The following is a 14,952-nucleotide window of genomic DNA, read 5'->3' on the forward strand; positions in this document are numbered from 1 at the left end:
ATCATGCAATATTTCGTAATATTCTATACAATGAATGAAAACCCTTTCTTTTTGCGAATATTTCTTTATTTACCCGCTTTCTTGCAATTCCCCCCTACTCTCTTCAAAATATAGAGAGGAAAAGGAAGGTGGATACTTGTGTCTTATTGGGATGTAATTGTAATTGGAGGCGGGCCAGCTGGTCTTATGGCCTCTGCAGCGGCAGCCGCACAGAACGCTCGTGTACTGCTTATCGATAAAGGAGACAAACTAGGTCGTAAGCTGATGATCTCGGGTGGTGGACGCTGCAATGTGACGAACGCCAAACCCCTGGAAGAATTGATGAAGAACATTCCGGGTAATGGTCGCTTTTTATTCAGCGCATTGTCCCATTTTAACAATACACACATTATCGAGTTCTTTACCGGACTCGGCATTGCGCTAAAAGAAGAAGACCGAGGTCGGATGTTTCCGGCAAGCGATAAAGCCAAAAGCGTAGTAGATGCTTTGCTCGGCGAGATTCGTCGCCTTGGCGTTACCATTCGGACGAATGAAGCAGTCGAGTGTCTACTGTTCGATGATGAATCCGTTACTGGCATACAGCTTTGTTCTGGCGAGATGATACGGACTGGCGCTGTCATTGTAGCGACAGGCGGTGCTTCTGTTCCCGCAACCGGTTCGACAGGAGATGCGTACCCCTGGGCAGAAAAAGCTGGTCACGTCATTACCGAACTGTTCCCAACCGCTGTTCCACTCACAGCAGATAATGCTTATATCAAAGAAGGAAAGCTCCAGGGACTCTCGCTCCAAAATGTTGAGCTTACGTTATGGAATCCAAAAGGAAAAAAGGTATGCGTCGAAGAAGGCGACATGTTATTCACTCACTTCGGCATTTCTGGTCCGGTAGCACTTCGGGTTAGCCACTACGTTTCTGTTACACAGCGCAAGTTTGGGTCTATCCCATTATCTGTAACAATTGATATAATGCCAGAAAAAAGCATCTCAGAGATCGAACAGGAAACACTGGCTCTCATGCAGGCAGAGCCGAAGAAAACAGTTAAAAATGTCCTGCGTACGTATGTGACTGAACGTCTGCTGCGTACGATGTTCGAAGAGGCTGACATCAGCGAAGATACGACATACGCTCATATCAATCGTGCGGCCTGGACAGATTTCACCCGTTTATTCAAGCAATTCCCGGTACATGTTACCGGCACCCTGCCACTTGAGCAGGCTACCGTCACTGGAGGAGGTGTGAGCATCAAGGAAATCGACCCGAAAAGCATGCAATCCAAACGCAAGAAAGGTCTTTTCTTCGCTGGGGAAGTTCTTGACGTGCACGCACATACGGGCGGATATAACATCACGGTTGCGTTTACAACAGGACATGCCGCAGGCTGTGCTGCCGCAAATCAGTCCCTCGGAGTGGAGGATCGCTTTGTTCCGCTAAAACAAAAAGACAAGGGGCGCTGATGAAATGAAGGCAAGAGTAAAAGAAATGCTACGACAAAACGAGCTGTTTCGCGTACTTCCAGAATCAATCATAACGGAAATCGTTGATGATTCCACAATCGTTTCTTTTCCAAAAAACCATTTTGTCATCCATGAACGCGACCGTGACAATGATCTATTTTTCCTGATTACAGGACTTGCTAAAAATACGGTTATCACAGATGAAGGAAACGAATTTTCCGTTCGCTTCTATCATCCGGGTGAACTCGCAGGTCTGATTAATACACTGGCAGAAGAGTCATCTCACTTTTCTATCCAAACCGTCGAGAATTGTGAATTCCTACGAATTTCCAAGTCACTATTTAACCGACTCATTCATGAACAAACGTTATTTGCTGAACAGCTTACACACGATATTAGTCGACGCTTACAGCACATGTACCAGGCGCTGGCCGCAGAAACCTCTGAACACAAGCAGGGGTTTGAGACATACCCATACCGCAAGCGTGTAGGCGAGATGATGGAGTACACGATTACAGCCGTACCGCCAGAGGTTGCTGTAATCGAGGTTACTTCTATCATGCTGAATGAAAAGGTTAGCTCCGTACTTGTCATGGAACACGATAAGCTTCTTGGTATCATCACAGAACGTGATTTAATCAAGCTAATTCCTGCTCACACTACCATCCCCACTCTCCGGGCATGCGATATTATGACGGAGAACGTTATTACAGTGGAAGATGATGCCTTCTTCTATGAGGCGATGCTTCTGATGATGAAACATCAGGTCAAACACCTTCCAGTCGTATCTGCAGGCAAAGTGGAAGGCATCATCACCCTGCGAAAACTGTCTGACTTCCGTGGACAGTCTGTACTCAGCACGGTAAAAACGATCGATCAGGCTGATACAATCGAAAAACTTGCGGAGCATCATACAAATATTACTGCCTTTCTAGATCGCATGATGAAAGAAGGAGCAGCAGCACACGAGATTTGCACCGTTATCACAGAACTGAATGATCGGGTGCTCCGTAGAATTATCAAACTTGCTGAGCAAGCCATGGTCGAAGAGGGACTCGGTACTCCACCGACTGATTACTGCTGGATTACGATGGGCAGTGAAGGCCGTAAAGAACAGACACTCAGCACCGATCAAGATAATGGCATTATTTACCCTGATATCGATGATGATGCCCACCTTGCTGAAGTGGACGCTTATTTCGCCGCCCTTGCCGAAAAAATTGTCGCTGGACTCGAACAATGTGGGTTCCCTCGCTGTAAAGGGGATGTAATGGCAACCAATAAAAAATGGCGCAAATCACTCGCCGAGTGGAAATACATGGTGGAAGCCTGGTTCAATCATATGCAGGGAGAAGAAATTCGGATGTTTACCATTTTCCTAGACTTCCGCCCGATATATGGACAGATGGCACTCGCTCATGAATTGCGCCAATATTTTATGATACGCAAAAAGAATTTCCCTTTTATGTACAATCTACTTGCGGAAGACGACGCATCATGTGGTGTACCGCTTGGTATGTTTGGTCGTATTGTTTACGACAAAAAAATTAAAGATGGGATTGATATAAAAGGAGGAGCACTTGTCCATTTTGTAAATGCCATGCGTCTGCTCGCAATCTTTGAAAATATTGATGCTGTCTCGACACTTGAAAGACTTGCAGAGCTCACCGACAAAGGAACATTTACAAAAGAAGAGGAAGACGAAGTACGCGACTCCTTTAACACACTTCTCTATTTCCGCATTCGTGAAAACATGCGCCAGCTACAATCTGGCATATCGCTTTCTAATGAGTTGCATGTGGTATCTCTGCCAAAAGATGAGCAGATCCGGTTAAAAAAAGCGCTTAATACCGCAAAGTGGCTGCAGCAAAAGCTTATTCGCCAATTCCAGGTACGCGGTATCCGAATTTAGTAATAAGAATCAAAAAGAAGCACGTCTTTACACGACGCGCTTCTTTTTGTCAAGTAATTACACATAAAAAAAATTCTTGCAAATTTTCTCAAATATTTTAATATTTTAAATAGATAGCGCTTACAACACTTTGAAAACGCTTTATTTATAAGGAGGTGGCATTCTCGTACTACTTTATTCGTATACATGTACAATAATCATACTATAAGGATTGGAGTGAAAGGAATGGCAGGATTTGCAAAAAGCAATTCTTCGACACCAGGAGGCTCCCACGGAAAAAAAATCAATTACACCGCGATTGTCCAGTCAGCAAAGTTTAAGCAATTAATGGCAACAAAGCGCAGCTTTATCATTCCGATGTGTATTTTTTTCTTTACGTTTTACTACGTCCTTCCTATTATGACTTCATACAGCAAGGTACTTAACACCCCGGCAATCGGTTCTATTACTTGGGCATGGATCTATGCCTTTGCACAATTCATCATGACATGGGCACTCTGCATGATCTACTCAAGTAAAGCGGCCTCCTTTGACAAAATTTCTGATGAAATCATTGAAGAAAACAAAGGGGGAAAATAATCAATGAATACAACGGCATTTATATTCTTCCTTCTCATCGTAGGTGCCACTCTTCTGATTACGTACTATGCTTCTAAGAGAACAAATTCAACAAGTGAGTTCTATACAGCAGGTGGAGGCCTGACCGGTTGGCAGAACGGCCTTGCAATTGCTGGCGACTATATGTCAGCTGCCTCATTCCTTGGAATCGCCGGTTCAATCGCTCTAACTGGATTTGACGGCTTCTTCTTTAGTATTGGATATCTTGTGGCGTATCTTGTTGTTCTCTACATTGTAGCCGAACCACTTCGCAACCTTGGTAAATATACGATGGCTGATATGATTGCAGCTCGTTTTGACAACAGTAAAGTTCGTGGTGTTGCTGCGCTTAGTACCATTACAATCTCTACGTTTTATATGATTGCTCAGCTCGTTGGAGCAGGTGCACTTATTAAACTTCTTCTTGGTCTTGACTATACGACATCCGTTTTAATTGTTGGTACACTGATGACCGTGTATGTAATCTTCGGTGGTATGACTGCAACGAGCTGGGTACAGATCGTTAAAGCCGTTCTGCTGATGGTCGGTACATTCATCATTTCCGTTATGGTATTTGCGAAGTTTAACTTTAGCTTCGTTGAGATGTTCAACCATATGAAAACAGCAACACCGCTTGGCGAAGCTTATCTAAATCCAGGCGTAAAATACAAAAACGGTCTTGATACGATTTCGATTAACATTGCACTCGTACTTGGCACAGCTGGTCTTCCGCACATCCTCATTCGTTTCTTCACGGTTAAGGATGCGCAGACGGCACGCAAATCCGTTGTATACGCAACATGGCTGATCGGTTTCTTCTATATCATGACGATCTTCCTTGGCTTCGGAGCAGCTGCATTCGTAGGTAAAGAAGCGATTGTAAAAGCAAACGCAGCTGGTAACATGGCAGCTCCTCTGCTTGCACAATCACTCGGTGGTGATCTGCTGATGGCATTTGTTGCAGCCGTAGCATTCGCAACAATTCTTGCGGTAGTAGCTGGTCTTGTACTGACAGCAGCCTCCGCTTTTGCTCACGACTTCTACAGTCATATCCTGCGTAAAGGCCAGGCAACAGAAAAAGAACAAATGGTAGCGGCTCGCTGGGCTTCCATCGGTGTATCTATTATCTCTGTTATTCTTGCTCTGGGCGCACAAAAAATGAACGTAGCGTTCCTTGTATCGCTTGCATTCTGCGTAGCGGCAAGTTCTAATCTACCAGTTATCATCTTTACGATTTTCTGGCGCCGCTTTAATACAGCCGGAGCAATTACGGGAATGTTCGTCGGTCTCTTCACCGCTCTTATCCTGGTAGCCGTAAGTCCAAACGTATTCGGTCCTCCAGGCAAAGCGATCTTTGAAGGTACTCCGCTGATCACTCTAACTAACCCTGCACTCATTTCCGTACCGGTCGGCTTCCTTGCTGCCTATCTCGGCACATTCTTAGGACGCCGTGAGAGCGATGAGAAATTTGATGAAGTGCTGGTTAAAGCCAATACTGGCATAAAAGAAAGTGCGTAATATTTTTAATTCAATTGGTTTAAGAGCGTGTGAAATAGGGAAGTATAATAGTGAACCTACTCCCCTTTGAAATTACAACTGACTCTCACACCTCTACTCCCTGACTTGGAGCGCATCGCACGTCGATGTGCTCCCTTTTTTATACCTGAAATGTTCATGATTCTCTCTCATCTCGACAAACCAAAGGTAAGAAGAACAAAAAACAGGAGAGAATACGAAAGAACGATTCATCGTCCTTATGTTTTCTCTCCCGTATCTTTCATTTCCCTACTTACCGTCGTTAGTCTAATCCATAACGTTCTACAGCAAGATTATATGCCTGATCTGCTAGCTCGTTCGCTTCTTCATAACGCACAGCGTGAAAGGCAGCTTCCGAAGCTTTCAGAAGCTTGCTGATCTCTGGATCATTACGACGAAAACGGTTGGTCCGTTGAATTTTATCTTCGGTCTCTCGCACATCCCGCACCATTTGCGCAGCTTGTTCAAGCGCTTTTTCTACTTGTCCTTTGGCCTGCTTTAGCAGCATTTCAGCTTTTTGAATATTAAGCGGACTTTCGGCAAGCGCATCTTCGACGGCAGCAATCGCCTGGCGACAGTGGTGCAAACTGTCGGATACATACAATGGAACATCCGGAAGATACAACCGCTTCAGCTGCTGTTCCACACGTGCTACGCTTGTACGTAAATCTTTAACTTCCTCAAGAGCTGTCGTCTCTCCTTTACGAAATTCATTCAGCTCTCTCATAATTAATTCCCGCCGTTCCATAAACTCTGTTACTCGTTCTGCTACTTGCGTGAGCATTTGAGAATGTCGTTCATACGCTTCTGGAACTTCCGCCGCAGCGATTTGTTCAAGTGCATCTTGGGCATCAGCTACAAGCGCAGGAATCTGCTGATAATAACGGAAAGCTTCTCCCTCTTCTACCTGATAACGCTGAGCAAGATCCTCTAGCTCTTCGGCAAGGAACTGCTCATCCTGGCGCAATACCGTCACATAATGCGGCAGTTCAGTTATGTACTGGCGATAACGATGGCGACTCGTCACAATCTCTTCCATCGTCTGATACACAGCTTCAATATCTTCCCGCACTTTACCAATCTCTTCTTCTGTCTCTTCAATTTTGCCCTCTTCGAATAACTGCGGCAAAACCTCCGCCCTACCTCGAATTTTAATAATCCGAGCTAAGAAAAACTCTTCTCCAGACGTGTACCCGCCTGTGACCATTTCTTTCGCATCCTCATCCAACTGGCGAATTTCCTGATCGATATCTTTCATAATCGCCTGGCGAATTAGCGGGATATTCTCCAGCTCTTCCTCCATACGGATCAGATTGTCACGTACTTGCTGCAGCAGATCACGCGCCTCATGAAAGTCTCCTTTTTCTTCGGCTTCCTTGATCTCTCCAACTTCACGATCTAACTGGTTCAATCGTTCTTTTAATGTATGGAATGAAACTTTGTATTGGATTTTCAACTCGTTGAAGCGACGTTCCACTTTTTGACGCATTTCGTTCGTTTCTTCTTTAAAGCTTGAAACGTCCTGCAACGTTTCTTTCAAATTCTCAAGGCGAATATGCAGCTTATCCAAGTCAGATTCAATATGCATAAGTTTACCACTCGCTTCTGCGAGAATATCCCGACTGCGTCGGAAACGGAACCGGGCCGTCATTTCTTCCGCGTCCGCCAGAATAAGTTCTACGTCTACAATGGCGTCTTTTTTGAGATCATCTAGCGATGTTAAAATGGCCAGATATTTCTCTTTAATCCGACCTGGCTCTTTCTTCCACGATGGATCAATCGTAAACAAGTTCAGTTGTTCCGATACGCGAATACGCCATTCATCGACCTCGTCAATTGCTTTTAGCGTGCGCTTACGCAGGGTAAAAGCAACAAGCAGTCCAATCCCAAACACCGCAACCAAAATCATTCCAATGAGCAGCCAAACCGGGAAAACTTGTACATCTTGCGGAGCATTCGCCGCCGCTGTCTTCGCTACGATTTCCGTTGGTTTTGCATCTTTTACTTCAGTGTCTATCGACTGAACAAATGACAAAACACCTTTCATTATCGCACCCTGCTTAGCATATGGACTGAAAAAATTATCTACTTTACGCGTTATTACTTCCCCGGTAATGCCTCGCTCTGTAAAATATTTACCGCTAACCGCTACCATTTTTTTATCATTAAATGATACTACAATTACCATTGTTGTATCATTGATCGTAAAATTATCTGGAAGCTGCTGTGCATACTGCGTCAGTGTAAGGGGTTTCGGATCTGCAATAACAAGTAGCTTATACGTCTGGGCAAGATCAGCAGCAACCCGGGTAAACTCCTTCTTCTCATCGTCTTTTAGTAGATTTTGTGTATCAATAACCGGCTTGTTAATCGAAGGTGGGAATCCTTCTGCCCAAACGATAGGCGGACACAGCACTGTCATACACAGTACTACAATAACAAGGGTAAAACGGGACATTCGTCGTCCGGCGTCTCTCATCATGCTATACTCCTTTGGCCTTAATCAAACTTTGTTCTTTACTAAATTAGGTACAACGTGATAAAATTCCTGCTTTTCTCTCCTTTTTCTACAAAAAACCTACTAAGATGTAACAGCAGGTGTCAAAATCTGTCGTACAACTGTATGCACATGCTGTATGGTCTGTTGAATAAACGACTCTTCGAGAGGTTCTAGATAAAATACCTCCCGCACAATCTGCGGATATGTATAGGGAAACCCAGCTATAGCAAACAAATAAATAATGACATGATCCACGTCAATCAACTTAAATTCCCCTGTCTCCATCCCCTCTTCCAAAACAGAAACAAAATAATGTTTTAGACGTGTCAAATATGTACTCATAACCTCTCGCCCAAGCATAGATTCTACAGACAGTTCTCGCTGAATCAAGCGAGTGGTCTGACTCATCTCACTCTGAAACCGAATGTGTACCTCTATCATACGATATAGCTGCACATTTGCCCCACCTTGCTCATCACAAGCCTTGCAAGTATCCAAGCGTGCAAAAAGCAATTCATAATAGTCCATCATGATCACTTCAAGCAGCCCTTGTTTATGTTTAAAATAATAAGAGATTAGCGCTACGTTCACATCTGCCGCACATGCAATCTGCCGCACGGTTGTCCTGTCAAACCCCTGCGAATCAAACAACGCAGCCGCTGCGTCAACTATTTTCTGCTTCGTATGCTTCGGTGAACGTTTCACAGCCTACCCCCTTAAAAAAACCTTGCGTCTATGACAGCAAGGTTGGTTCTTTCTTCTTTTTTAGGTAATGAAGTCCAAGGACAAACAGAACCAAGCCGATGATAATGATCGTCAACTTTCCTTTATGGTGCTCCCAATTCATTAAATAATGACCAAGAAATGATTCAAAGAGTACAGCCGGGACTTTCCCAATCAGAGTAGCTAACACAAACCAGATAGTCGGAACCTTGGAAATTCCAGCCGCCGTATTAATAACACTGGAAGGAAGCACCGGGACCCAGCGTGCCAGAAGAATAATTAAAAATCCACGTTTTTCTGCGTGGCGGTTCAAGTTTTTTAGAAAAGAGTGATGGCCGATTTTCTTCTCAGCCCAGTCACGTGCAGCATAACGAGCCAGAAAAAAGTTGGCCAACGCAGCAGCAACCGCTCCTACCCAATTCACCATAAATCCCGTCCACAGTCCGAACGCCATGACATTCGCACCAGCTAATAGCACAAAAGGAACGATCGGAAAAAAAGTCTGGATAACAACCGCAAGAATCGCAATCAAAAACGCGATCCAGCCGTACGATTGAATATACTCAGCTACTTGCTCTACATTTCCTGTACGTACGAGCTGTCCAAACTCTGTCTGCATGACAAAATAAATCATGATAGCCAAAAAAAGGACAGAAAAAATAATACGCTTCAATTGGCTGCCTCCTGTTTTCACATGCTTACTATCTTGCCTATTATACCACAAATCGACAAAAAAACCCCTCTTATAACAAGAGGTCCATAAAAATATCGCTTTTTTCTGATTATTTATTCTGGCATTGATAGCGAACGATTCCATCACATACAATACGCTGCACTCTCTCAGTTCTCTCTAGCAAATCCAAATGACCAAGTGTCTCAGAAAATGTGAGCGGCATCTCTTTTTTATACACTTTTGGAAATAGACGCGCCGACAGTTCAAAAGCCGTCAGCGGGCCCTCTTCTAAAAGCGCTGCAATGCGAGTAGCTCGTTCCTCCTGACGCTGCAGACGGAGTTGAATCAGTCCTTTAGGATCGTTAATCTCACTTCCATGCGCTGATAGCATCCGCTGTATCGGCATGGATGCGATGCGACAAAGCGTGTCACGATACACCAGCAGCGGTTTGGGACGTTCTTCTTCTCGGGTTAGTGCTGGCTCAATAAAGGCATTCGATGAAATTTCTTGAATTAAAAAATCTCCTGACAGCATGAGACCGTCTTCCTCACAATACAAAGCAATATGATTTTGTGTATGTCCGGGTGTATACACAACCTTCCAGCCAGGATGTCCCGGGAGCTCATCTCCATCTGCAAGCGTTCCATGTACAAAAGCAGGGTCAGCATACATATCCATCATCTCTTGAAAACGCTCCACAGTAGACAGCATCTCCTCTGGTACCCCATTCTCCCGATACAACCGGTGAAAAAATTCATGATGCCAATTCATAAAGGCCGAATCTCGTTCTATATAAGGAACAGCACCTTCATGTGCTAAAATGGAAGCTCCTGATTTTTCGGCAATGACCGCAGCCAGTCCGCTATGGTCTACATGCTGATGAGTCAATACAATACGAGCAATGTCCTCAAAACCAAACTTATGTGTCTGCATAAATCTTTCTATACCACTTAGAGCATCTGAGGTTTTCGGGCCAGTATCTACAAGAGTCCAACCATCTTCTCCTTTCAGCCAAAAGATATGAATCGGACCTACGTTGAATGGTGTTGGAACTGTAAGACACTCAAGAATGCTAGGTATAATACTCATTCTTATCCCCCCCAAGCTGACTGAATAATCATTCATATCATAAGATAAATAAAGCTTCCATACTCGGAAGCTTTATTTATTTCATTAATCTGCTTCACACATACGATTGCGACCGCTGCGTTTTGCACGGTATAATGCTTCATCAGCTTTCTGAAATAGCACTTCTACAGCAAGCTCATTATTATCACGCGACCAGACCGCAATACCACCTGAAATCGTAACTTTTGGTGCCGTCTCATTCATGACATTTATACGCAGACGCTCTGCAACCTGTCTGGCGATATCATCTCCAACACACGGCAAATATACCGCCATTTCTTCCCCGCCCCAACGAGCTGCTACATCGGACAGACGAATTGACTTGTTCAATATATCTGATACCTGAATAAGAATCTCATCGCCTACCTGATGACCATATGTATCATTGACATTTTTGAAATGGTCGACATCAAGCAAAATTAAAGCTCCGCAAGCATCCCGCTGATACGATTGACTAATAACATCATACAAGTATTTACGACTGTATAAGCCTGTCAAATTATCTGTGATCACCATACGCTCAACTTCCGCATGAAGAGATGCGTTCGTTACAGCAACTTTAACATGACGTGCAAGCATCTGCAGGCGTTTAAAGTCATCAAAAGTATAGCGATTTGGCTGCGAGTCCGTAAGCACAATTGCCCCTTCTACCTTATTGTTATCAATGAAAGGAACCGCCATAAGGGACCGACAGGCAAATACCGATACAATTTCCTCCATACCACTAGCATCAGCGAGCAGAAGAGACTCTTTATTGAGAAGCAGGTCGCGCAGACGACTGTTTTCTGTAATTTCGAGAACGTTATCCTCTTTCTTATCGGTTGAAGCCTGAATAATAAATTGAGGACTATCATCGACGCGGGATAGAATACAACAGTGTTCAGCACGAAACGTCTCTGTGAGTTTATGAATAATGGAAGCAAGCAAATCATCTAGCCGAATGTTTTTGTTAAGTTGGCTGGTCATTTCATCAATTAGCAGGAGTTCTTTAATAAGGTTTTGCGACTGCTGGTATAGCTGCGCATTCTCAAACGCACTTCCCGCCGTATCCGCAAGCATCGTGATATATTCAATTTCCCCTGGATGAAGGGACAGCGATTCTTTCGTGTACAGCTCAATAACCCCGTATACTCCCTGTTTACCCCGTAGTGGAGAAGCTAGTGTCAGTGCTCGATCTCCCTTTGACTGCACAAGCATCGTCCGCCCCTCCATAAAAGCCCGTGAACTGACATCATTTACATCAAATGTAAATTGCTTAACAGGAAGCTTGGAAAATGTATCGTGTGACAGCCATAAATCGACCTGCATTTTCGGATACAGCTTTTTTGTATTTTTAATTACAGCTTCAAGCACATCCTCTACATTAATAGAAGAATGGATTTTTTTCGTTACTTCAAACAGCAGTGTGCGCTTTTGTTCATCTCTTTCGAGGCGCATATACATCATGGCATTGTACACAGCTAGACTCAAATCTTTAGCGAAGCGCTCTACAAACAGCTTCTCTCGCTCTGAAATCGGCTGTGCTTTCGAACGAAGGACAGCAATTACACCAATAATTTTCTCCCCATACCGGAGCGGAGAAATCACATAGCTTTCTTCAAAAGCATCGGGATTATCAAAAAGAGTTCGAATATTCGAATTTTCATTCGTGAGCTGCGTTCGCTTATTTGTAAATAAATGTGTCACCTGTGTATACACAGTATGAATATCCCGAATCATATGACGATCCCAACGGCGAATTCTCTTTTTACTGACGGTCCAGTGCGGTGATATATCTTGCTCAGCATCATATACCATTGCCCAGCACTCTGTCTGATCCAGGCTTGCAGCAAGTCTTTCTGAAATAATTTCCATAATCCGGTCCAGATGCAGCGTCTCATTCACTGCTTTTAAACAAGCAGAAATGCTCTTAGCTACGTATTGTTCTTGCACCATACGAAATAACGAAGCAGTCCCCTGTACAAATGAAAACCCACATTTTGAGTCAACCTCCTGAGAAAAAGTCGCCCCGATATAGCCCGGAAACCATACATTTTCTAGAACCGGAACACAGATTGTATAGTTCCCATCCTGCTCCGCAATATAAGGTTCCGCTGCTAAAACCGGATACGATTTCTCTAACGAACAGAGTGGATCGCCGATTCTGCGCCCTGCAACAGTACGTCCCATCTCATCTACTACAAACAACCAGCCTACATCAGCCGGAAACGATGAAGTAGAGAGAAACGTCTGACTGTACCGAAATACCTCCATCAGGTATCTGGCATAAAATGAATCTGCTATAACCTGCTTATCTTCAACATACACAAGGTCATTATTCACAGTTCCGCCCTCTTTCTATCCCACTACACTATGGCTTCTATAAATGACTTCCATCATTAATCGTATGCACGATCCAGGCATCTACTCGATACTCTACATGAGCAAGTGCCGTATTCGCCCATTTCGTTTTTCCGGTTCCGTATTTCCCGCTACTCATATAATGGAGCAAAGCATTAAGCATCCCTCCGTGACTAATCACAGCAAGATGTTTAGAGGTATTCTCCTCAAGAATGGATTGCAGACAGCTCATCCCCCGCTGCTGCATGGATAGAAATGTCTCAATATTGTAGCGACGATTCTGTTCCGTCCATGTATTTACATCCGGTATCTCTGCCTGCACTTCCTCATAATGCTTCCCTTCCCACTCTCCGTAATGTCGTTCACGAAACTCACGAAAGCAATGAATAGACAAGCCCAGACGTGTTGCGAGTGGACGTGCTGTCTCAACTGCACGCTGCAGGTCACTCACGCAAATTCGATCAATTGGAATATGCTGCAGACGTTCTGCTAGGCAAAGCGCCTGTTCTCTACCTGCCTGATTAAGTGGGATATCACTATGTCCCTGAATACGACGTCCTACATTCCAATCTGTTTCTCCATGTCGGATGAGATAAATGTGCGTACTTGAATGAATGTCCATGAAACATCCTTCCCAGTTTTTTTCCTATTTCCAATTATACGCAATATTAAATTAGGTTTCACGCATTATTTTACGGCTCATATAAAAAAGCCTGGAGAACCAGGCTTTTATGCCTATATTTTAGCTTGTTGCATCATGTCGAACACCTGCTGTACGTCCTTATCGCCACGCCCGGATACATTGACAACAATCGTCTGTTCCGTGGATAACGTCGGTGCGAGCTTCAATGCATAAGCTACCGCATGTGAGCTTTCAATTGCCGGAATAATTCCCTCCGTACGTGAAAGCGTATGGAAAGCATCTAGCGCTTCCTGATCCTCAATGGCTACATAATCAGCTCGACCTATTGCTTTGTAGTAACTATGTTCCGGACCGACACCCGGATAGTCTAGTCCAGCTGCAACAGAATGAGTAGAAGCAATCTCACCGTTCTCATCTTTCATCATATAGCATTTGAAGCCGTGCAGGATTCCTGGTTCTCCTGTATTTAGTGGAGCTGCATGCTCTCCCGTAGATAATCCGCGCCCGCCAGGCTCTACACCCACGATTTTAACATCGCGGTCATTAAAAAATGGCGCGAACAGTCCAATTGCATTGCTACCGCCACCAACACATGCTACGACATAATCTGGTAGGCGTCCTTCTTTCTCCAAATGCTGTGCACGTACTTCCTGGCCGATAATAGATTGAAAGTGACGCACAATTGTCGGGTACGGGTGTGGGCCGACAGCAGAACCAAGCAAATAGAACGTATTCTCATAGTTTTGTGCGTAGTCTGTAAGGGCCGCATCGACCGCCTCTTTCAATGTCTGCGCTCCATCTTGTACCGCTACAACTTGCGCGCCGAGAAGCTCCATCCGAAATACATTTAATGCCTGCCTTTTAGCATCAACTGCTCCCATATATACTACACATTCCATGCCAAACATTGCGCAGGCAGTAGCCGTTGCTACACCATGTTGTCCAGCACCGGTCTCTGCGATTACACGTTTTGCACCCATCCGCTTAGCCAGTAGAACTTGGCCCATTACATTATTAATCTTATGAGAGCCAGTGTGGTTCAAATCCTCACGCTTCAGATAAATTTTCGCGCCGCCAAGCTTCTCTGTCAGGCGCTCCGCATAATACAGCGGGTTTGGACGACCTACATATTCTTTCAGGTAATAATTTAATTCTTCAATAAATTCCGGATCTTCCTTATACTTCTCGAATGCAACTTCCAAGTGGTCAAGCGCTGCTTGAAGTGGTTCCGGTACGAAGCTGCCGCCAAATTCCCCAAAATACCCTTTTTTTGTTTCAACTTTGCTCATCTTTTCTTTTCTCCTCTCAAACTATGCAATATGCTCGATCATATTGCCTATGATATGCTATGTTTGTTATTGTACTATATTTGTACATATTTTTTCAGTGTTTTTTTGTTCATTTTTACCAAAGTTTCTGCCAGACTACCCAGATTATTTCTGCTTCT

The 14,952-nt window shown here is 44.2% G+C and carries 11 protein-coding genes; 4 read left to right on the forward strand and 7 right to left on the reverse strand.

The window, feature by feature from the left end; all coding sequences use genetic code 11:
• Positions 1–132: 132 nt before the first annotated feature.
• From PO771_RS14380 to PO771_RS14395, 4 genes are all read left to right on the forward strand, one after another.
• Positions 133–1,452: a BaiN/RdsA family NAD(P)/FAD-dependent oxidoreductase gene (locus PO771_RS14380; RefSeq protein WP_422665011.1), complete on the forward strand. Its 1,320-nt coding sequence runs from the start codon at positions 133–135 to the stop codon at positions 1,450–1,452.
• A 4-nt stretch (positions 1,453–1,456) separates the two neighbouring features.
• Entirely contained in the window at positions 1,457–3,364 is a 1,908-nt protein-coding gene (locus tag PO771_RS14385; protein ID WP_272560379.1) for a DUF294 nucleotidyltransferase-like domain-containing protein, read from the forward strand.
• Positions 3,365–3,589: 225 nt separating this feature from the next.
• Entirely contained in the window at positions 3,590–3,943 is a 354-nt protein-coding gene (locus PO771_RS14390) for a DUF485 domain-containing protein (protein ID WP_272560380.1), read from the forward strand.
• A 3-nt stretch (positions 3,944–3,946) separates the two neighbouring features.
• Positions 3,947–5,479: a solute symporter family protein gene (locus tag PO771_RS14395; protein ID WP_272560381.1), complete on the forward strand. Its 1,533-nt coding sequence runs from the start codon at positions 3,947–3,949 to the stop codon at positions 5,477–5,479.
• Between the two features lie 280 nt (positions 5,480–5,759).
• On the opposite strand, the gene PO771_RS14400 is transcribed toward PO771_RS14395, so the two are convergent.
• The 7 genes from PO771_RS14400 to trpB all read right to left on the reverse strand — a co-directional run bounded on the left by PO771_RS14400 (position 5,760) and on the right by trpB (position 14,794).
• Positions 5,760–7,979, reverse strand: coding sequence for a septation ring formation regulator EzrA (locus PO771_RS14400; protein WP_272560382.1), 2,220 nt, complete (start codon positions 7,977–7,979; stop codon positions 5,760–5,762).
• Positions 7,980–8,078: 99 nt separating this feature from the next.
• Positions 8,079–8,702, reverse strand: coding sequence for a forespore capture DNA-binding protein RefZ (refZ, locus tag PO771_RS14405; protein WP_272560383.1), 624 nt, complete (start codon positions 8,700–8,702; stop codon positions 8,079–8,081).
• Positions 8,703–8,730: 28 nt separating this feature from the next.
• Positions 8,731–9,393 carry a TVP38/TMEM64 family protein gene (locus PO771_RS14410; RefSeq protein WP_272560384.1) on the reverse strand — a complete coding sequence of 221 codons (663 nt, stop codon included), beginning with the start codon at positions 9,391–9,393 and terminating at the stop codon, positions 8,731–8,733.
• 109 nt (positions 9,394–9,502) lie between these two features.
• The gene (locus tag PO771_RS14415) at positions 9,503–10,483 is read right to left on the reverse strand and encodes an MBL fold metallo-hydrolase (RefSeq protein ID WP_272560385.1); all 981 of its coding nucleotides are present in this window, start codon (positions 10,481–10,483) and stop codon (positions 9,503–9,505) included.
• 84 nt (positions 10,484–10,567) lie between these two features.
• Positions 10,568–12,844 (reverse strand): sensor domain-containing diguanylate cyclase, encoded by a 2,277-nt coding sequence (locus tag PO771_RS14420; RefSeq protein ID WP_272560386.1) that lies wholly within the window; start codon positions 12,842–12,844, stop codon positions 10,568–10,570.
• A 37-nt stretch (positions 12,845–12,881) separates the two neighbouring features.
• Positions 12,882–13,484, reverse strand: coding sequence for a histidine phosphatase family protein (locus PO771_RS14425; protein ID WP_272560387.1), 603 nt, complete (start codon positions 13,482–13,484; stop codon positions 12,882–12,884).
• A gap of 113 nt (positions 13,485–13,597) precedes the next feature.
• Positions 13,598–14,794, reverse strand: a complete 1,197-nt coding sequence (gene trpB / locus PO771_RS14430; RefSeq protein ID WP_272560388.1) for a tryptophan synthase subunit beta — start codon at positions 14,792–14,794, stop codon at positions 13,598–13,600.
• Between the last annotated feature and the right edge of the window lie 158 nt (positions 14,795–14,952).

It is taken from the genome of Aneurinibacillus uraniidurans, assembly GCF_028471905.1.
Classification (GTDB): domain Bacteria; phylum Bacillota; class Bacilli; order Aneurinibacillales; family Aneurinibacillaceae; genus Aneurinibacillus; species Aneurinibacillus uraniidurans.